At 74.5% G+C, this 16,727-nt stretch carries 18 protein-coding genes; 5 read left to right on the top strand and 13 right to left on the bottom strand.

Translation table 11 applies throughout. From position 1 onward, the window contains the following. Positions 1-6: 6 nt before the first annotated feature. On the bottom strand, positions 7-1,308 hold the full coding sequence (locus tag ABZ573_RS30920; RefSeq protein ID WP_151454800.1) for an NAD(P)/FAD-dependent oxidoreductase: 1,302 nt from the start codon (positions 1,306-1,308) through the stop codon (positions 7-9). A gap of 51 nt (positions 1,309-1,359) precedes the next feature. Next, the gene (locus ABZ573_RS30925; RefSeq protein ID WP_358122586.1) at positions 1,360-3,513 is read right to left on the bottom strand and encodes a glycogen debranching N-terminal domain-containing protein; all 2,154 of its coding nucleotides are present in this window, start codon (positions 3,511-3,513) and stop codon (positions 1,360-1,362) included. 232 nt (positions 3,514-3,745) lie between these two features. On the opposite strand from ABZ573_RS30925, the gene ABZ573_RS30930 reads away from it, so the two are divergent. Both ABZ573_RS30930 and ABZ573_RS30935 read left to right on the top strand, forming a co-directional pair. Then, positions 3,746-4,831 (top strand): hypothetical protein, encoded by a 1,086-nt coding sequence (locus tag ABZ573_RS30930; protein ID WP_151454798.1) that lies wholly within the window; start codon positions 3,746-3,748, stop codon positions 4,829-4,831. A gap of 169 nt (positions 4,832-5,000) precedes the next feature. Continuing rightward, positions 5,001-5,162, top strand: coding sequence for a hypothetical protein (locus ABZ573_RS30935; RefSeq protein WP_165947859.1), 162 nt, complete (start codon positions 5,001-5,003; stop codon positions 5,160-5,162). Between the two features lie 40 nt (positions 5,163-5,202). Here the strand turns inward: ABZ573_RS30935 and ABZ573_RS30940 are convergent, their stop codons facing one another. The 8 genes from ABZ573_RS30940 to ABZ573_RS30975 all read right to left on the bottom strand — a co-directional run bounded on the left by ABZ573_RS30940 (position 5,203) and on the right by ABZ573_RS30975 (position 11,363). Then, positions 5,203-5,736 (bottom strand): GNAT family protein, encoded by a 534-nt coding sequence (locus ABZ573_RS30940; protein ID WP_151454797.1) that lies wholly within the window; start codon positions 5,734-5,736, stop codon positions 5,203-5,205. Between the two features lie 60 nt (positions 5,737-5,796). Beyond that, the gene (locus ABZ573_RS30945) at positions 5,797-6,189 is read right to left on the bottom strand and encodes a nuclear transport factor 2 family protein (RefSeq protein ID WP_151454796.1); all 393 of its coding nucleotides are present in this window, start codon (positions 6,187-6,189) and stop codon (positions 5,797-5,799) included. Between the two features lie 53 nt (positions 6,190-6,242). Further along, positions 6,243-6,536: a DUF6510 family protein gene (locus ABZ573_RS30950; RefSeq protein ID WP_311410201.1), complete on the bottom strand. Its 294-nt coding sequence runs from the start codon at positions 6,534-6,536 to the stop codon at positions 6,243-6,245. A gap of 20 nt (positions 6,537-6,556) precedes the next feature. Beyond that, entirely contained in the window at positions 6,557-7,291 is a 735-nt protein-coding gene (locus tag ABZ573_RS30955) for a ferredoxin reductase (RefSeq protein ID WP_358122591.1), read from the bottom strand. Then, on the bottom strand, positions 7,288-7,878 hold the full coding sequence (locus tag ABZ573_RS30960; protein WP_357579811.1) for a sulfite oxidase-like oxidoreductase: 591 nt from the start codon (positions 7,876-7,878) through the stop codon (positions 7,288-7,290). Before ABZ573_RS30960 ends, ABZ573_RS30955 begins: the two co-directional genes overlap by 4 nt. A 79-nt stretch (positions 7,879-7,957) precedes the next feature. Then, entirely contained in the window at positions 7,958-8,977 is a 1,020-nt protein-coding gene (locus ABZ573_RS30965) for a TerC/Alx family metal homeostasis membrane protein (RefSeq protein WP_151454792.1), read from the bottom strand. Between the two features lie 225 nt (positions 8,978-9,202). Further along, positions 9,203-10,192, bottom strand: a complete 990-nt coding sequence (locus ABZ573_RS30970) for a glycosyltransferase family 9 protein (protein WP_358122594.1) — start codon at positions 10,190-10,192, stop codon at positions 9,203-9,205. Then, positions 10,185-11,363, bottom strand: coding sequence for a glycosyltransferase (locus tag ABZ573_RS30975; protein ID WP_358122596.1), 1,179 nt, complete (start codon positions 11,361-11,363; stop codon positions 10,185-10,187). Before ABZ573_RS30975 ends, ABZ573_RS30970 begins: the two co-directional genes overlap by 8 nt. A 73-nt stretch (positions 11,364-11,436) precedes the next feature. Between ABZ573_RS30975 and ABZ573_RS30980 the strand changes: the two genes are divergently transcribed. Continuing rightward, complete coding sequence (locus ABZ573_RS30980; protein WP_151454789.1) at positions 11,437-12,603, top strand: CaiB/BaiF CoA-transferase family protein; 1,167 nt, start codon at positions 11,437-11,439, stop codon at positions 12,601-12,603. A gap of 85 nt (positions 12,604-12,688) precedes the next feature. On the opposite strand, the gene ABZ573_RS30985 is transcribed toward ABZ573_RS30980, so the two are convergent. Continuing rightward, positions 12,689-13,099: a DUF2267 domain-containing protein gene (locus ABZ573_RS30985; protein ID WP_151454788.1), complete on the bottom strand. Its 411-nt coding sequence runs from the start codon at positions 13,097-13,099 to the stop codon at positions 12,689-12,691. A 153-nt stretch (positions 13,100-13,252) separates the two neighbouring features. On the opposite strand from ABZ573_RS30985, the gene ABZ573_RS30990 reads away from it, so the two are divergent. Both ABZ573_RS30990 and ABZ573_RS30995 read left to right on the top strand, forming a co-directional pair. After that, the gene (locus tag ABZ573_RS30990) at positions 13,253-13,525 is read left to right on the top strand and encodes a DUF2795 domain-containing protein (RefSeq protein ID WP_151454787.1); all 273 of its coding nucleotides are present in this window, start codon (positions 13,253-13,255) and stop codon (positions 13,523-13,525) included. A 200-nt stretch (positions 13,526-13,725) separates the two neighbouring features. Next, entirely contained in the window at positions 13,726-14,379 is a 654-nt protein-coding gene (locus tag ABZ573_RS30995; RefSeq protein WP_225852208.1) for a DUF1345 domain-containing protein, read from the top strand. Between the two features lie 257 nt (positions 14,380-14,636). On the opposite strand, the gene ABZ573_RS31000 is transcribed toward ABZ573_RS30995, so the two are convergent. Continuing rightward, on the bottom strand, positions 14,637-15,302 hold the full coding sequence (locus ABZ573_RS31000) for a hypothetical protein (RefSeq protein WP_327028097.1): 666 nt from the start codon (positions 15,300-15,302) through the stop codon (positions 14,637-14,639). Between the two features lie 42 nt (positions 15,303-15,344). Beyond that, positions 15,345-16,316, bottom strand: coding sequence for a pirin family protein (locus ABZ573_RS31005; protein WP_327028096.1), 972 nt, complete (start codon positions 16,314-16,316; stop codon positions 15,345-15,347). Between the last annotated feature and the right edge of the window lie 411 nt (positions 16,317-16,727).

Below are 16,727 nucleotides of genomic sequence, written 5' to 3' on the forward strand. Positions count from 1 at the left end.
CGGCGGTCAGCGCGCCCGGACGGCCACCTCAGGCGAGGAGCTCTCCAGCGGCACGGCGTTGGCCGGGACCAGGCCGAGCTGCACGGCCGGGCGCGGCAGCGCGGCGTCGAGCATCCAGTCGGCGCCCACCCGGATCCGGTTGCCCGGCATCGCCAACAGGTGGTAGCCGCGGGTGACCGCCTTGGCGGGCAGCCCGGACAGCGACACCTTCAACGGGTTCGCCGCCGCGTCCTTGCCGCCCAGGTCGACCACCCAGCCCAGGTCGTGGTGCTTGTACGGCCTGCGTCGCCCCTGCCCGTAGGAGGCGGCGATGTTGTGCGCGGCCAGCTTGCCCTGCCGCTGCGCGTGCTGCGCCGTCATGGTGCAGATCTGCCCCGGGCGGGCCAGGTCCGGCACGGCGGCCGCGTCGCCGCAGGCGTACACCTCGGGGAAGCCGGGGACGCTGAGGTACTCGTCGACGACCAGGCGGCCCCGCTCGGTGCGCAGTCCCAGCTCGGCGACGAACGGGTCGGGACGCACGCCGACGCACCAGACCAGGGTGCAGGTGGGCACGTAGTCGCCGTCGGTGAGCGTCACCCCGTCGGCGGTCGCGACGGCCACCGAGGTGCCCATCCGCACGTCCACGCCCCGACGGCGCAGCACGCGGTCGGCGGTCTCCGACATCCGCTGGTCCAGCTCCGGCAGCACCCGGGGCGCGACGTCGAGCAGCATCCACTTCGGGCGGATCTTGAGTCGGGGGCGCTGGGAGACCAGCTCGTCGGTGAAGAGCTGGCCGTGCGCGGCCACCTCGGTCCCGGTGTAGCCGGCGCCGACGACCACGAACGTGGCGCGCGCCTGCTGCTCGGCCGGGTCGTCGGTCTGCTCGGCCAGCTCGATCTGCCGGATCACGTGGTCGTGCAGGTAGAGGGCCTCGGGCAGGCCACGGAAGCCGTGGGCGTACTCGGTCACACCGGGGATCGGCAGCAGCTTGTTGACGCTGCCGACGGCCAGCACCAGCCGGTCGTACGCGATCCGGTTGCGGTCCCCCTCCGGCTGGGTGAAGCCGACCCAGCGGTTCTGGAGGTCCACGTGGTCGGCCTCGCCGATGAGCACCCGCACCCCGTCGAGCGTCCCGGTCAGCGGCACGGAGATCCGTCGGGGCTCGACAACGCCGGCGGCCACCTCGGGCAGCAGCGGCAGGTAGAGGAAGTAGTCGGTGGAGTTCAGCACCACGATCTCGGCCCGGCCCCGGGCCAGCCGGCTCAACGTCTTCGCCGCGTGGTAACCGGCGAACCCGGCCCCCACGATCACCACACGAGGTTTCGTCATTGCCGCCCCGTTCCCACCCCGGGGCGGGGCAAACGTGGCGGGTCGGACGATTCAGCACTCCGCCAGCCGGACGTGCCCGGTCTGCCCGACCGCCTCCACCTCCCAGCAGCGTCCGAACGCCCGCACCCGCTCGGCGGCGATCCGCCCGATCTCGTGCGGGATGTCGGGGTCGAGGACCAGCCGGCCATCCACCGGGTTCAGGTTGAGCATCGCCCGGACGAAGGCCAGCGGCGCGCCGGCCGCCCACGCCTGCGGGCTGCACGCGGTCGGGTACGGGATCGCGAAGAGCAGCCGCTCCCGGGGGAACCCGCTCATCGCCTCCGGCAGCCGGTGACCGAACTGCTCGGCCGCCTCGAGCAGGGCAAGGCTCACCCGGTTCGCCTCCGCCCGGTAGCCGTAGCGGGCCATGCCGAGCGCCGCCAGCGAGTTGTCGTGCGGCCAGACGGTGCCCAGGTGGTAGCCGAGGGCGTTGTAGAGCCGATCGTCCCAGGAGAGCGTGCGGATCCCCCAACCGGAGAACATGTCCTCGCCCATCAGCTGCCGCACCACCGCGCCGGCCCGCTCCGGCGGCACGATCCCGCTCCACAGCAGGTGCCCCATGTTGGAGGTCTTCGAGTCGATCGGGTTCTTGTCGCCGTCCAGCCCGACCGCGTAGAAACCGCCCCGGTCGTCGATCCAGAAGTCGCGGTTGAAGCGCTCGTACAGCGCCTCGGCGTCGGCGCGCAGCCGGCGGGCCAGGTCGGGGTCGGCGAGCGGCCCGTCGGCCAGCTCGGCCAGGCGCAGCTTCGCGTCGTAGGTGTAGCCCTGCAGGTCGCTGGTGGCGATCGGCAGCACCGGGATGCGTCCGTCGGCGAAGCAGACGCCGTCCGGGGAGTCGCGCCAGCACTGGTTGCCCAGCCCTTCCGGGGAGCGCGTCGCGTACTCGACGTAGCCGTCGTCGTCGCGGTCGCCGTACCGGTCGATCCAGTGCAGCGCGGCGAGCGCGTTGTCACGCAGGAAGCGCACGGTCTCGTCGTCGCCGGTCCACCGCCAGTACTCCGACAGCAGGACCAGCCAGAGCTGGGTGGCGTCGGCAGAGCCGTAGTACGGCCCGTACGGCTTCACTCCCGTCCTGGTCAGCTCGCCGCTGCGCACCTCGTGCAGGATCTTGCCGGGCTCCTCGTCGGTGAAGTCGTCGCACGTGTCGCCCTGCAACCGGGCCAGCGCGAGCAGCGCGCCCTTCGCCAGGGCCGGGCCCGCGACCAGCGTCTGGTACGCGGTGATGAGGGTGTCGCGGCCGAAGACGGAGAGGAACCAGGGCAGGCCGGCGCCGGGGAGCATGATGCGCTGCCCCTTGACCTCCAGGTCGAGGCGCAGCGCCGCCAGGTCGTCGCGGGTCTGCGCAAGCGTCCGCGCCAGCGCCTGGTTGTCGCTGCGCAGCACCGCCCGCCCGAGGGCCCAGCGGCGCACCGGGTCGTCGGCGCGGCGGTGGAACACGTCGGCGATGTCGCCCCGGACCGGCTCCACCACCCCCATTCCCGGTGGCAGCGGCACGTGCAGGTCGACGTACCACTCCTCCCGTCTGTGCAGGGTGATGTCCCAGACGAGGTCGTCGCCCTCGACGCGGTCCGCCGGCCGGGAGCAGCAGACCCGGGTCTCGGCGGCGAAATCTCCCCGGGCGTACGTGAAGCACAGTTCCGAGCCGTCCTGCGCGTGGCTGCGGGTGATCTCCGCGGAGCGGTCCCGAACCCCCGACTTGACCTCGAACAGGTCGGCGAAGTCGACGCCCACGGCCAGCCGCAGCTCCAACCGGACCGGTTCCGGCCGGAAGGACACCATCTCCACCCGCTCGTGGAAGCCGTCGCCGACGTACCGCAGCCGCCGCATGCCCAGGCTGTCCGGTGGCAGGCCGGACTGGGCCGGGTTGGTCAGCACGTACTGGGCCGAGTAGTGGTCGACGGTCTCGGCGCGCAGCACCAGCAGCTGCTCGCCGTTGACGGTGAGCACCCAGCCGCTGAGCAGCCGGGTGTCCAGGTGCACCAAACCGCCGATGCTGCCCGGCGGCACGTCCCCGCAGGGGTCGGAGTACATGAAGGTCGGGCCGCTGAGCACCGCGATGGAGTCCGGGCCCAGCTCGGGCGGCATGGCCCGCTGGTCGCCGCTCTGCCCGGCGGCGGCCCGCAGGCCGGGTGTGGGGTCGGCGGGGGTCGGACGAACGACAGCCATGCCTCCACCGTAGGAAGACCGCCACTGTCCGTCATCACCCGCTCCGGATGAACCGGCGCGGAACCGTTCACGGGGGGACGCCGTGCGGAACCACGGCCCTCGGCCGACGGGCCCCAGGCCGGGTGCCGACAGCGGCGGACTTACGACACGCGACTGTGCGGTTGCCGACAGTGACGGCCCCGGTCTCGGCGCACGCTGCTTGCCGACCCGACCGTCGTCATCAGGAGGAAAGATGCGACTCCGTTCGCTCGCCGCCGCCGCGCTGGCCGCCGTGCTGGCCGCCGGCGCACTCGCGCCGGCCGGCCCGGCCGTGGCGGCCACCGCCGACCTGTGGGGCTTCGCCTACGTCAAGGACCCGACCGTGCCGGCCTGGACGGTGCTCGACACCACCCGGCAGTGGGGCAGTTGGAAGACCGCCTTCCCCGCCGCCTGGGCGCAGGGGGGCAAGCTCGCCCCGGGCCGGTTCCAGGTGCGCTTCCCGCAGATCGGCGCCGGCGCCCGGGGGGTGCCGCACGTGACCCCGGTCAACCGCACCGGCCACTACTGCGAGGTCGTCCGCTGGTTCTCCTCCGGCCCCGACCAGATCGTCGACGTGCAGTGCCACAAGCCGGGCGGGGACCGCGACGACACCCCGTTCACCGTCCTGTGGACCACCAGCAGCGGCGTGCTGCCGCCGGGCACCGCCCACGCGTACGTCCAACAGGCCGGCGGCGCGCTCGTCCAGTCGTACAACTCGACGGGGGCGGCGAACGGCATCGGACCACTGGGCGTCGGCCAGTGGGCGGTGAAGCTGCCGGGCGTCGGGCTCGCCGGCGCGCTGGCCGGCGACGTGCAGGTCACCGCGGTCCAGCCGAACGCGGCACCGCGCCGCTGCAAGATCGGCAGCTGGTCCTTCTCAGGCGTCGACGTGGCCGCGAACGTGTCCTGCTTCGACCAGGCGGGCGCGCCGGCGGCCACCGACTTCGCCCTGTCCTACCACCGTCGGCGGCCGGTGATCGGCTCGCTCGCCCCGCCGTCGCGCTTCGGCTACCTGGGCACCGCGGTGGGCGGGCCGACCAACGACAACTCGGTGCTCGGCGTCGGCGCCAACACCGTCGCGGCGATCGCCCCGGCCGGCCGCTACCTGGCGAAGTTCCCGCAGCTCGGAGTCGCGGAGACGCACGTCCAGGTGGTGGCGCAGGGGGTCGGTTCGAACTACTGCCACCTGACCCAGCCCTGGTCGACCGCGCTCGACGTCGAGGTGGACGTGATCTGCTTCGACAACGCCGGGGTGGTCACCCCGCACCGGTTCCTGGCGACCTTCACCTCCCGCGTCTGACGCGACACGGCCGTCTGCCGCGCCCGACGCGACCACGGCCGCCTCCCGCGCCCGAAGCGACCGCAGCCGATTCGGCCGCGCCGGATCACCCGGGGCGGGTGGGTTCACCTCACCCGCCCCGGCGGCACGGTGGTGCTCCACCGCCACCGAGCGACGGGAGGACAGCGCCATGAGCACACCGATGTCGAACGACCGGCGGCAGCCGATCTACCTGCGGCAGAGCGGTCGCCCGCAGCTCACGGCCCGGCAGCGCCGGCGCGTCGAGCACAAGCAGGGGCGGTTCGTGCGCCTCGACGGCCAGCGGCCCGAGGCACGCCGGCCCGGGCGCTGACCCGGGTGGCCGGTGGCGGTCGTGACGTGCCGCCACCGGCCTATTCGCCGGCGGGACACGGGGCGGTGATCGCCCACCGTTCGTGATCGCGCCACGCCCCGTCGATGAACAGGTAGTCCGGCGAGTAACCCTCCAGCCGGAAACCGAGCTTGCGGGCCACCCGGCGGGACGGCTCGTTGCCCGGCTGGATGTTCGCCTCCAGTCGGTGCAGGCCGAGCGTGTCGAAGGCGTGCCGGACCACCAGGCCGATGCCGGCGGAGGCGTGTCCGGTTCCGCTGTGGGGCAGGAAGGCGGCGTAGCCGAGGTAGCCGCCGCGCAACGCGCCCATGAGGATCCCGCTGATGTTCACGTAGCCGGCGATCGCCCCGCTGTCCCGGTCGCAGATCAGGTACCCGGCGTGGTCCCGACGGCGGATCTTGCGCAGGTACGCGGCGTACCGCGCCGGGTCGTCGGGGGCGGCGAGCCAGGGATGGTGCAGGTCACGGCTGCGCCGGGCCGCCGCGACGAACTCGGCCTCGTCGGCCGGCCGGGGCCGACGGATGGCAGCCGGACCCGATGTACGCAGATACCTCACGGCAGACCACTGTCGCCGTGCGCGCCGCCCTTGTCCAGCGGGTCGCGGGCGCCCCGGCCCTCACGGACCGGCCTGCTGGTCCACCCCGTCGTCGACCCGCTCCAGCGTGTAGTGGATGGTCTGGGCGACGATCCAGCCCTCTTCGATGAGGAACGAGTCCGCCCCGTCGCAGACCCGTACGCCCTCGATCCGCGCCGTCCACTCCAGGAACGCCACCCGGCCCTCGACCATCCGGTTCGTGTACACGTAGCGGGCGCCGGGCAGCTCCTCCTCCAGCAGGCGCGCCAGCTCCCCGACACCCGCGTGCCCCCGGAACACGCCGCGCCGTTCCAGGACCACGCACGACGGCGACACGTTGCGCGCCAGGTCCTCGGCGAAGCGGTGCTCGGCGGCCAGCCGCAGGTGGTCGTCGAACACCTCCGACGCCGACCGCGCCCGCAGGTCCTCGCCCACCGCCGGACCCCCGTCCGATCCGGCCGCCGCTGCCGCGCCGCCCTCCCCCGCCCTCACAGCGGACCCGGGTACGGCTGCTCCGGCGGCATCGGCACCCGCAGGAAGGTGGCCCCGCGCAGGTCCAGCCAGGCGTGCCCGGGCGAGCGGACCAGCCGCAGCATCACCTCGGCGCAGTTCGGGCAGCGGCCGACGAGGCCGGGGGCGTGCGGGTAGACCCGCAGGCCGGCCAGCGGGCCCAGCATGCGGCAGTGCTCGCACCGCCCGGCGGCGGTGCTCAGGTCGACGGCGAACAGCTCCCGCAGCGGGCCGTCGAGCATGTTGCCGTCCAGGTACGACGTGTCGGTCATCGGGCGTTCCTCCTCGACGCTCAGCCGGTGGGGCCGAACCGTTCGGTCTTGACCCGCCGGCTCTGGTGGCCGAGCCCGACGAGCAGGTCCGCCACCGTCTCCACGAAACCGGTCGGCCCGCAGACGTAGCAGAGCGGCTCCAGCTCGGGCGGCCAGCCGTGGCTGTTCACGTCGGCCAGCCCGATCCGGTGCGGCTCGCCCCGCCAGTCCTGCGGCGCCTCGCGGGTGTACACGTACGCGACGTCCAGGCCCAGGTCGTCCCGGACCCGGCGGCGCAGCTCGTCGGCGTAGAACACGTCGGCCGGGGTGCGCACCGAGTAGAGCAGCCGGAACGGCACCCGGCTGCCGGCGGCGCGGCGGGCGCGCACCATCGCCATCAGCGGCACGACGCCCGATCCGCCGGCCACCAGCAGCACCGGGGCGGTCTCCTCCGGGCGCCAGACGAACCAGCCACCGACCGGGCCGCGCACCTCCACCGGGTCGCCCTCGGCGTAGACGTCGATCAGGTACGGCGACACCTCGCCGTCGGGCACCCGCTGCACGGTCAGCGTGATCCGGTCGGCCTCGGCCGGACCGGCCAGCGAGTACGACCGCGCCGCCTGGTAGCCGTCGGGGGCGGTCAGCCGCACGTCGACGTGCTGCCCGGGCAGGTGCCCCGGCCAGCCGGGCGCCTCCAGCACCAGTGTGTGCGCGGTGGGCGTCTCGACCCGGCGCTCGCACAGCCGGGCCACCCGCCAGCGCAGCGGGGCGGTCAATCGCCCTGGTACCGCTGCTCACGCCACGGGTCCCCGTAGTCGTGGTAGCCGGCGGTCTCCCAGAATCCGGGCTGGTCCTCCGTGGTGAGCCGGATGCCGCGCACCCACTTGGCGGACTTCCAGAAGTACAGGTGCGGCACGAGCAGCCGGGCCGGGCCGCCGTGCTCGGCCGGCAGCGGGCCGCCGTCGTAGCGGTGCGCGATCCAGGCCCGCCCGCCGCGCAGGTCGGCCAGCGGCAGGTTCGTGGTGTAGCCGCCGTACGAGTGGGCCTGCGCGTAGCGGGCGTCGGTGTCGACGCCCTCCAGCAGGGTGTCGAGGGAGACCCCCTGCCAGTCGGTGTCCCGCTTCGACCAGCGGGTGACGCAGTGGATGTCGACCGCCGGGGTCTCCTGCGGCAGCGCCATCAGCTCGTCCCAGCTCCAGCGGAACTCGGCGCCGGACTCGGTGGAGATGACGAACTCCCAGGTCTCCAGCGGCACCCTCGGCGTCGGGCCGGCGGAGAGCACCGGGAAGTCCTGCGTCAGGTACTGCCCCGGCGGCAGGGCCGGCTCCGCGGAGCGGGGCCGGCCCTGGAAGCCCGGTGACACGATTCCCACCCGTCAGTCGTACCACCCGGGGTGGGTGGCGAGGCGCGGTCGGCGGATCCGCACCGCGACGGGTGACGCCTCAGTTCCGTTCGACCACGATTTCCTTCTCGCCCCGGCCGGCCTTGCTGGTGGCCCGCAGGCTGGTGAGGGTGACGATCACCAGGACGCCGATGATGACGCCCAGGGAGGCGAGGGTCGGGATCTCCGGCACACCCTTCCAGATGCCGTGCGCCCAGTGCAGGCCGAGCTTGACGCCGATGAACGCCAGGATGATCGCCAGGCCGTAGCTGAGGTGCACCAGCCGGCTGAGCGCGGCGTGCAGCACGAAGTAGAGCGCCCGCAGCCCCAGCAGGGCGAACGCGTTGGTCGCGAAGACCAGGTACGGGTCCTCGGTGATGCCGTAGACGGCGGGCACCGAGTCGACGGCGAAGACGATGTCCGTGGCGAGCAGCGCCGTCACCACGAGGGCGAACGGGGTGAGCGTACGCCGGCCGGAGAGGCGCACGACCATCTTCGGGCCGTGGTAGTCCTCGGTGACCGGCATGAACTTGCGCAGCAGCCGCACCGAACGCATCTTGCTGATGTCGACTTCCTGCTCGTGCCCGGTGACGGCGTCGCGCAGCAGCTTCGCCGCCGTGAGCAGCAGGATGATCGCGAAGAGCAGGAAGGCGAAGTCCAGGGTCTGCAGGGCCGCCGCGCCGATGGCGATGAACACCGCGCGCAGCAGGAGCGCGCCGGTGATGCCGTAGAGCAGGGCCCGCTGGGCCAGCTCGGCCGGCACCGCGAACGCGGCCAGCAGCAGCATGAAGACGAACAGGTTGTCGACCGAGAGGGACTTCTCCACCAGGTAACCGGTGAGGTACTCCACGCCCTGGTTGGAGCCGAAGCGGGCCCAGATCCAGGCGCCGAAGGCCAGCGGCAGGGCGATGTAGAAGGCGGACCAGCCCAGCGCCTCCCGCATCGACACCTCGTGCGGCTTCCGGGTGACCAGGAAGTCCAGCACCAGCAGTGCGATCACGGCGGCGATGGTGACGCCCCACAGCGTGGGGGTGCCCACCGACTGGAGATCGGTGGCAGCAAGATATGGCAAATCGGACATGGAGCCTCCTCGAACACCCTGTCATGTTCGAGGTCTCCTTCACCCACTTTCGTGGGCAGCCACCCGAGGCGTGCTCCGGGCACGCCGTACTGACCGGGATGGCTCGTGGGAAGTACTCCCCTCGTCGCGACAAGGTTAGGGCAGCCCCGTGGGCTCGGCAAACGCGGCACGCCAGATCACGCGCGCAAGGCGTGATCTGGGGCATTGAGGGGCTTTCGTCCCAGCTCAGCGGGCGGTGACGGCGGCGAGCACGGCCGCCACGTCGAGGTCGGCCATGCACGCCGGGCCGGCCGCGTCGAGCGGGCAGCGCGCGTCCCACCAGCAGGGCTGTTCGGTGATGGCGGTGGGGCGCCGGTACCCGCAGCCGGGCAGGCCCTGCAGGTCGGTGCCGCCCATCCCGTACCGCCGGGCGTCGGTGGGGCCGAACAGCGCCACCGTCGCGGCGCCGGTCGCGGCGGCGAGACGCACCGGCCCGGTGTCCGGCCCGACCACCACCCCGCCGCGCCGACCCACGGCCGCGAGCTGCCCGGCGAGGGTGGGCAGGTCGGCTCGGGGCAGCGGCACCCCGACCGGCGCGACGGGGTCGACCGGGCCGACGGTGAGCACCGGGTGTCCGCGCCGGGTCAGGGCGCGGGCCAGCCCCCGCCAGCGCCGGTCCGGCCAGCGCTTGACCGCCATCCCGGCGTCGGTGACGAGCACCACCGGCGGCGCGAGGGGCTCCCCCACCAGCCGGGCCACGGCCCGCTCCCCCGCGCGCCGGGCCTCCTCGCCCAGGTGGACCCGGGGCCGGGCCTCCCGGTCGGCCGCGCCGAGCAGCCCTTCGGCGCAGAGGATCTCCAGGTAGCGGTCGCCGACCGGCTGCTCCGGCGGCGGAGCGCGCCACAGGTTCGTCACGGCCCGCCCGGCGTCGGCCTCGAGCAGGTCGGGGATGCCGTCGTAGCGGGTGGTGGCGACCGCCAGGTCCGGCCGGCAGGCCGCGAGGGCCTCGGCGACCGCCTCCCGCTCGGCACCCGGCCGGCCGTGCCGGGGGGTGCGCACCTCCGCGACCGCCGGGTCGGCGCGCACCAGGTCCGCCCCGGGCTCGTGGGTGAGCAGCCGCAGCCGCGCGCCGGGATTGCGGCGGGCCAGGCCGTGTACCGCCGGCAGCAGCATCAGCAGGTCGCCGATCCCGCCGAGCAGGTCGACGACCAGGATGTCCGCGTACCGGTCAGGCATCCGCGCGCCCCAGGGTCCGCGCGTAGAGGTCACGGTGCGCGGCGGCCACCCTCGGCCAGGAGTACGCGGCGGCGAAGGCCCGCCCGCGCTCGGCGAGCCGGCGGCGCAGCACCGGATCGGCGAGCAGCCTGCCGACGGTACGCGCGATCGCGGCACTGTCCCGGCGCGCGCCGATCACCGCCACCGCGCCGCTGCGGTGCGGCCCGTCGTCGCCTGCGTCTGACTGCGTCACCGCGGTCGGCACGCCGTGCGCGAGCGCGGCGAGCAGGGCGCCGCTCTTCGTGCTCACCCCCGTGGTGAACGGCAGCACCGCCACGTCGGCGGCGTGCAGCGCGGCGGAGACCCGGTCGGCGGGCAGGTGCCCGGTGAACGTCACCGCGTCGACCACCCCGCATCGGTGGGCCAGCCCGGTCAGCTCGGCGCGGAACGCGCGCGCCTCCCGCTCGGGCAGCGCCTGCGAGGTGAACCCGCCGACCACCAGCAGCCGCAGGTCCGGATGGTCGCGACGCAGCTCCGGCAGCGCCTCGATCAGGTACCGCAGTCCCTTCACCGGGTGCACGAAACCGAAGAAGGCCAGCAGCGGCGCGCCCTCCGGCAGGCCCAGCTCCGCCCGCAGGCGCAGCCCCGCGGTGGACGCGCCGACGCGGTCGACGACGTTCGGCGCGATCGGGATGTGCGTGGCCCGCCGGCCGGTACGCGCGTGGACCACGTCGCCGTGGCCGGGATTCGTGACGATCACGGCCGCGCTGGCCGGCACCAGCCGGCCGGACTCCCGGTCCCAGCAGCGGGCCCGCTCCAGCGCCGACCAGAGCCGGGTCGGCAGCCAGCCGGGGCAGGCCCACCAGCCGTACTCGTGCAGGGTGGTGACCAGCGGCGCCCGCCGGGGCAGCCGCCACGGCAGCAGTCCGGGCTGACCCGAGAACCGGTACGCCGACGGGGCGAACTGCACGTGCACCACGTCGGGGGCCAGCTCGCGGACCCGGCGGGCGGCCCGGGCGGTGGCGGCCCGCCAGCGTTCCCGGTCGGCGTCGGGGCGCACCGGCACCGGGGTCACCTCGACACCGACGCCGTCGAGCGCCTCGACCAGGTGCGTCACGTAGTCGCTGACGCCGTCGGCGTCGGGCCGACCGGGACCGTGCAGCATGGCCACCCTGATCCGGTCGTCGACCACGCCACCTCCCGCTTCTCGGCGGGCGGGTTCCCGGCCCCTTACGACGCAAACGCGCCTCGCCTATGGTGTGCCGATGACCGAGGACGTCCCGGCCGGCCCGCTGGCCGGCGTACGGGTGATCGAGCTGGCCGGCATCGGTCCCGGCCCGTTCGCCGCGATGATGCTGGCCGACCTGGGCGCGGACGTGGTCCGGGTGGACCGGGCCACGGACGTCGACCCGGACGCCTTCGGCACCCCGCACCCGGACCTGCTCAACCGGGGACGCCGCTCGATCGGGGTCGACCTGAAGTCCCCCGGCGGGCGGGAGGTGGTGCTGGCCCTGGTCGCCGACGCCGACGCGCTCATCGAGGGGTTCCGCCCGGGGGTCACCGAGCGCCTCGGGGTCGGCCCGGCGGACTGCCTCGCGGCGAATCCCCGGCTGGTCTACGGCCGGATGACCGGCTGGGGACAGGACGGCCCGGCGGCGCCGTACGCGGGGCACGACATCGACTACCTCGCGTTGACGGGCGCGCTGCACGGGATCGGCCGGGCCGGCGAGCGCCCGGTGCCGCCGTTGAACCTGCTCGGCGACTTCGGCGGCGGCGGGATGATGCTCGCCCTCGGCCTGGTCTCCGCCCTGTACGCGGTGCGCGGCGGCGCGCGGGGCCAGGTGGTCGACGCGGCCATCGTCGACGGCGTGGCGGTGCTCAGCACCCAGATCCACGCGCTGCGCCGGCTCGGCATGTGGCAGGACGCGCGCGGGGTGAACCTGCTCGACGGCGGCGCTCCCTTCTACGACACCTACGAGTGCGCCGACGGCCGGCATCTGGCGGTCGGCGCACTGGAGCCACGGTTCTACGACGAGCTCGTCCGGCGCACCGGCTTCCCGCTGGCCCCGGACGAGGCGCTGGACCGCACCGACCCGGCGAACTGGCCGGCGCTGCGCCGGTCGTGGGCGCGGGTGTTCCGCACCCGGACCAGGGACGAGTGGACGGCGCTGCTGGGCTCCTCGGACGCCTGCGTGGCGCCGGTGCTGGACTGGCGGGAGGCGCCGGAGCACCCGCACCTGGCCGCGCGGGGCACCTTCGTCCAGCGGGACGGGGTCACCCAGCCGGCACCGGCGCCCCGCTTCTCGGGCACTCCCACCGCGCTGCGCCGCCCCCCGCCCCAGCCGGGCGAGCACACCGACGAACTGCTGGCCGGGGCGGGCTTCGCCCCGGAGCGGGTCGCCGCCCTGCGCGCCGCCGGCGCCGTCGCCTGAGGCGGCGCACCACCGCGGCGGGCGGCACCGTGCGCCGGCAGCACCGGGTGGAAGTCCGGCCGGCGTCGCCGGGCGGGCGGCAGGGTCAGGGGCGACGCAGGGTGGCGCCCGGCGCCATCGCGGGCTCGACCATGTCCCGGAAGTCGCGCGGGAGCTGCATCACCACGTCGTCGAACTCGCCGCCGCTGATCGCCTCGCGCAGGGTGACGAAGACCGCCCGGGCGGCGTCGCGCGCCGCCGGCTCGGTCACCCCGGCCCGTACGGCGACGCGGGCGACGAACTCGGCCGCGCCGAACCGCTCCGCCGACTCGGTACCCGGCCTCGGCTTCAACACGAGCTGCAACGGCTTGGGCAGCTGGGCCGCCAGGTCCAGCACCTCCCCGCCGGTCAGCCGCTCGGCGAGGGTCTCCAGCGTCGCCCGGGTCAGCGTCACCGCCTGCTCCGAGGAGGTACGGGTGCGCTGGGCGACCTGGTCGACGAAGGTGTCGTAGTTCATCCGGGCTCCTTCAGGCTGCGTCGGGGCCTGCGCGTACCCGCCGGCGCGGCCGGGAAACGACGGGATTTCCGCGCGGCACGGCGCGTGACGGCCCGCCGGGCGGGTAACCGCCGCCGGTCGTGACCGGATCGATGCCCCGGAGGAGCCGACACCATGGCGAGTTACGCCGACGTGCTGCAGTACCTGTCGAGCCTGGACTACCCGGCCGAGAAGGACGACGTGGTACGCGAGGCCGAACGGGAGGGCGCCCCGCCGGACGTGCTGCGCGCGTTGCGGGCCCTGCCGCCGGTCGACTACGCCAACGGCAACGAGGTGGCCCGTTCCGCGGGCATCGAGGCGGCCCCGGAGGTGAGCTCCGCGCAGCGGGCGGCGCAGGCCCGGGACAAGCGGCACCAGCGCGTGTCGCAGCACCTGCGCGGCATCTGACCCTTGCTGTCGCGGGCCGACGACGCGCCCGGGCCGGGCACGTCCGAGCCGGGCACGTCCACGCCGGGCGCACCGGGCACGTCCGGGTCGGGCACGTCCAGGTCGAGCACGGTTGGGCCGGGCACGCCGGGCACGTCCACACTGGGCACGTTCGGGCCGGAGCATGGCGCCCGCGCCGAGCGGGCCCGTGCCGGTGACGGATGACGACGCGCGGGCCGGTCGGGCACACCCCGGCCGCGCTCCAGCTCACCGTGATGGGCGCGATCGGCCTGGTGGCCGGCGGGCTCACCGCGCTGGCCGTCACGCCGGCGCTGGCGCCGCTGGCCGGCTGGGACGCCGCGGCGTTGAGCTGGCTGGTGCTGGTCTGGCACCGGCTGTGGCCGATGGACGCGCGGGGGACGGCCCGACTGGCCGTGCACGAGGACCCGAACCGGGCGGCGCGTGACGCGCTGCTGCTCGCCGCCTGCCTGGCCAGCCTGCTGGCCGTCGGCGTCGTGGTGACCAGCGCGCACGGGGCGCCCGCCACGCCCGCCCGCGACGTCTACGGCGGGCTGGCCGTGCTGAGCGTACTGCTGTCCTGGCTGGTGGTGCACACGGTGTTCGCCGCCCGGTACGCGCGGATCTACTACACGGGGCCCGACGGTGGGATCGACTTCAACCAGTCGGAGCCGCCCCGCTACTCGGACTTCGCCTACCTGGCGTTCACCGTCGGAATGACCTTCCAGGTCTCCGACACAGCTCTGACCAGCAACGAGATGCGCCGGACGGTCCTGCGGCACTCGATGGTGTCGTACCTGTTCGGGGCGTTCATCATCGCGGTCACGGTGAACCTGCTGGCCGGCCTGGCGAGATGAGCCGGCATCCGCGTGGAGTGGGCCGACGCCCGGCGGAGGGCGGGAGTTGCCGGACAGGCGGGCGCCCCCGTCGCGAACCGCGACCGGGGCGCCACACAGAACCTGTCCGGTGGCCGGTCGGGCCCGAACCGGGCCGCGACCACCAGGCGGTCGATGCACGCCCGAACCGGGCGGGCATCAGTGCCGCGACCATCATACGATGAAACATCACCCGTTCGGACGATTACGAAGGAAGTGTGGGCCAGCCCACCACCGCGTCAGGCGGCCAATTCCGCGTACCGCTTCTCCAGGTCCACCCGGGCCAACGCCCCGACCAGCCAGGCCAGGCGCTCGGACTCCCCGCTGCCGGCCAGGCCCGCCAGGTCGTCGGCGGAGCGGCCCAGTCCCAGCCGGCGGGCCGCGACGAGCGCCCTCCGGTCGGCCACCGGCGCCACCTCACGCCACAGCGCCTGGGCCTCGCGCAGGAACAGGTCGACCACCGTGGCGTCCACCCCGGGCAGTTCGGTGAGCAGTTCCCGCTCCCGGGCCGGGTCGTGGTGGGCCACCGCGCGCAGGCGGCGCAGGTCGCCCCGGTAGCGCTCCACCACGGCGCGCGCCAGATCGCCGAGCGTGTCAGCGAGCGCGTCGACGTCACCGCGCTGGCCGCTGTCGCGAAGCACGCGTACCCGGTCGCCGTGCAGGGACCGGGCCAGTCGGGCGGCGCTGTCCCAGCCCGCGGCGGGCAGGGCGTGCGCGCTGTCCACGGCCCGCCGGAAGTCACCCCGGCGGGCCAGCAGCACGGCGAGACAGAGCACCTGGAACAGGCTCGACGGGTTGTTGACGACCCGGAAGCCGTACTGCTCGGCGAAGCCGCGCCCAGTGCCGGCAAGCCGGCGTACCAGGCGTTTCCTGTCCTCGACACGGGTAGTGGATGTGGTCGGCATGCCGGCGACTACCCGCGCCGCGCCCGGCCACGCCTGCCTGCCTCAGCCGTGCAGCCCGCCGCTGCGGTCGCGCGCCTTGAGGCGGGTGGTCGGCAGCGCCGGGGCGGGCAACGGCGGGGCGGGATCGTCGGCGACGACGCCGAAACGACGCCCGGCCATCCAGTCCTCCCGCGCGGCGGCCACCTCCTCGTGCGAGCGGCCGACGAAGTTCCACCACATCACCAGCGGCTCCTCGAACGGGGCCCCGCCGAGCAGCAGCAGCCGGCTCCCCGGCGCGCCCGTCAGGGTGAGCCGTTCCCGGCCGGTGCCCAGGTAGAGCAGCGCCCCCGGGGTCAACGGCACCCCGTCGACCTCGGCGGTGCCGGACATGGCCAGCAGCCCGTACTCGAAGTCGGGCCGCAGCGGCAGCGTGGCCGGCGCGGATCCGTGCAGCTCCACCTGCGCGCCCAGCAGCGGGGTGTACGTCAGAGCCGGGGACCGCTCGCCCGCGAGCTCGCCGACCAGCAGGGCGACGTCCAGTTCACCGTCGCGCCAGCGCGGCAGGTCGGCGTGGTGGGCGAAGTCGGCGGCCCCGGCGCGGGCCGGGTCCGGCAGCGCCACCCAGAGCTGCACACCGTGCATCAGCGGCGGATGCCGCTCGGGCGACCGCTCCGAATGCGCGATGCCGTGCCCCGAGGTCATCACGTTGAGCTGGCCGGGGCGGATCGGTTGGACGTTGCCCAGGCTGTCGCGGTGCAGGATCTCCCCGTCGAGCAGCCAGGTCACGGTCTGCAGGCCGGTGTGCGGATGCGGCGGCACCTCCATGCCTGGCCGCTCGGCCACGTCGTCCGGGCCGAAGTGGTCCACGAAGCACCAGGCGCCGATCATCCGCCGCTGCCGCTGCGGTAGCAGCCGTCGAACGGTCGTGTAGCGCCCCAGCGGCACGTCGTGGCCCGGCAGCAGGACGCTGCCGGGATCGACGGTCGCCACGCCAGGTGGTCGGGTCTCCGCAGGCATCTTCTCGGTACGCTCCACCGCCCGACTGTACGCCCGGACAGGCCACGAACCCGTCGGCCTCCCCACCGCTCAGCCGGCTCCGACCTCCGGCTCGGTCGGGGCGCTTCCGGTTCGCGACGCCCGAAACTCCGGTGGGCGTCGCCCTGGCGAACTCGGGTGGGGCCCGGGGCTTCCGGTTGGCGTCGCCCGGCGAACTCCCCAGTGGGCGTCGCGTGGCGAACGCCGTGGTAGGCGATGTCCGGAACTCCGTGGGCGTCGCCTGGGCGAACTCCGGTGGGTGAGGCCCGGGGCTGGTGGGTGAGGCCCGAGGGCTCCGGTGGGCGCCGCCCGGCGGGCTCCGGCGGGTGAGGCCCGGGGGATCTGGGGACATGCGTCTGGCCGGCACCCCCGGTTGGGGGTGCCGCCCAGCGGCGATTCGGCTACTGCTGT

Source organism: Micromonospora sp. NPDC007220, from assembly GCF_040634035.1.
Classification (GTDB): domain Bacteria; phylum Actinomycetota; class Actinomycetes; order Mycobacteriales; family Micromonosporaceae; genus Micromonospora; species Micromonospora reichwaldensis.

Coding starts and splice junctions, on each gene's coding strand:
- ABZ573_RS30920 (WP_151454800.1), bottom strand. CDS start 1,308: ATGACGAAACCTCGTGTGGTGATCGTGGGGGCCGGGTTCGCCGGTTAC.
- ABZ573_RS30925 (WP_358122586.1), bottom strand. CDS start 3,513: ATGGCTGTCGTTCGTCCGACCCCCGCCGACCCCACACCCGGCCTGCGG.
- ABZ573_RS30930 (WP_151454798.1), top strand. CDS start 3,746: ATGCGACTCCGTTCGCTCGCCGCCGCCGCGCTGGCCGCCGTGCTGGCC.
- ABZ573_RS30935 (WP_165947859.1), top strand. CDS start 5,001: ATGAGCACACCGATGTCGAACGACCGGCGGCAGCCGATCTACCTGCGG.
- ABZ573_RS30950 (WP_311410201.1), bottom strand. CDS start 6,536: ATGACCGACACGTCGTACCTGGACGGCAACATGCTCGACGGCCCGCTG.
- ABZ573_RS30965 (WP_151454792.1), bottom strand. CDS start 8,977: ATGTCCGATTTGCCATATCTTGCTGCCACCGATCTCCAGTCGGTGGGC.
- ABZ573_RS30970 (WP_358122594.1), bottom strand. CDS start 10,192: ATGCCTGACCGGTACGCGGACATCCTGGTCGTCGACCTGCTCGGCGGG.
- ABZ573_RS30980 (WP_151454789.1), top strand. CDS start 11,437: ATGACCGAGGACGTCCCGGCCGGCCCGCTGGCCGGCGTACGGGTGATC.
- ABZ573_RS30985 (WP_151454788.1), bottom strand. CDS start 13,099: ATGAACTACGACACCTTCGTCGACCAGGTCGCCCAGCGCACCCGTACC.
- ABZ573_RS30990 (WP_151454787.1), top strand. CDS start 13,253: ATGGCGAGTTACGCCGACGTGCTGCAGTACCTGTCGAGCCTGGACTAC.
- ABZ573_RS30995 (WP_225852208.1), top strand. CDS start 13,726: ATGACGACGCGCGGGCCGGTCGGGCACACCCCGGCCGCGCTCCAGCTC.
- ABZ573_RS31000 (WP_327028097.1), bottom strand. CDS start 15,302: ATGCCGACCACATCCACTACCCGTGTCGAGGACAGGAAACGCCTGGTA.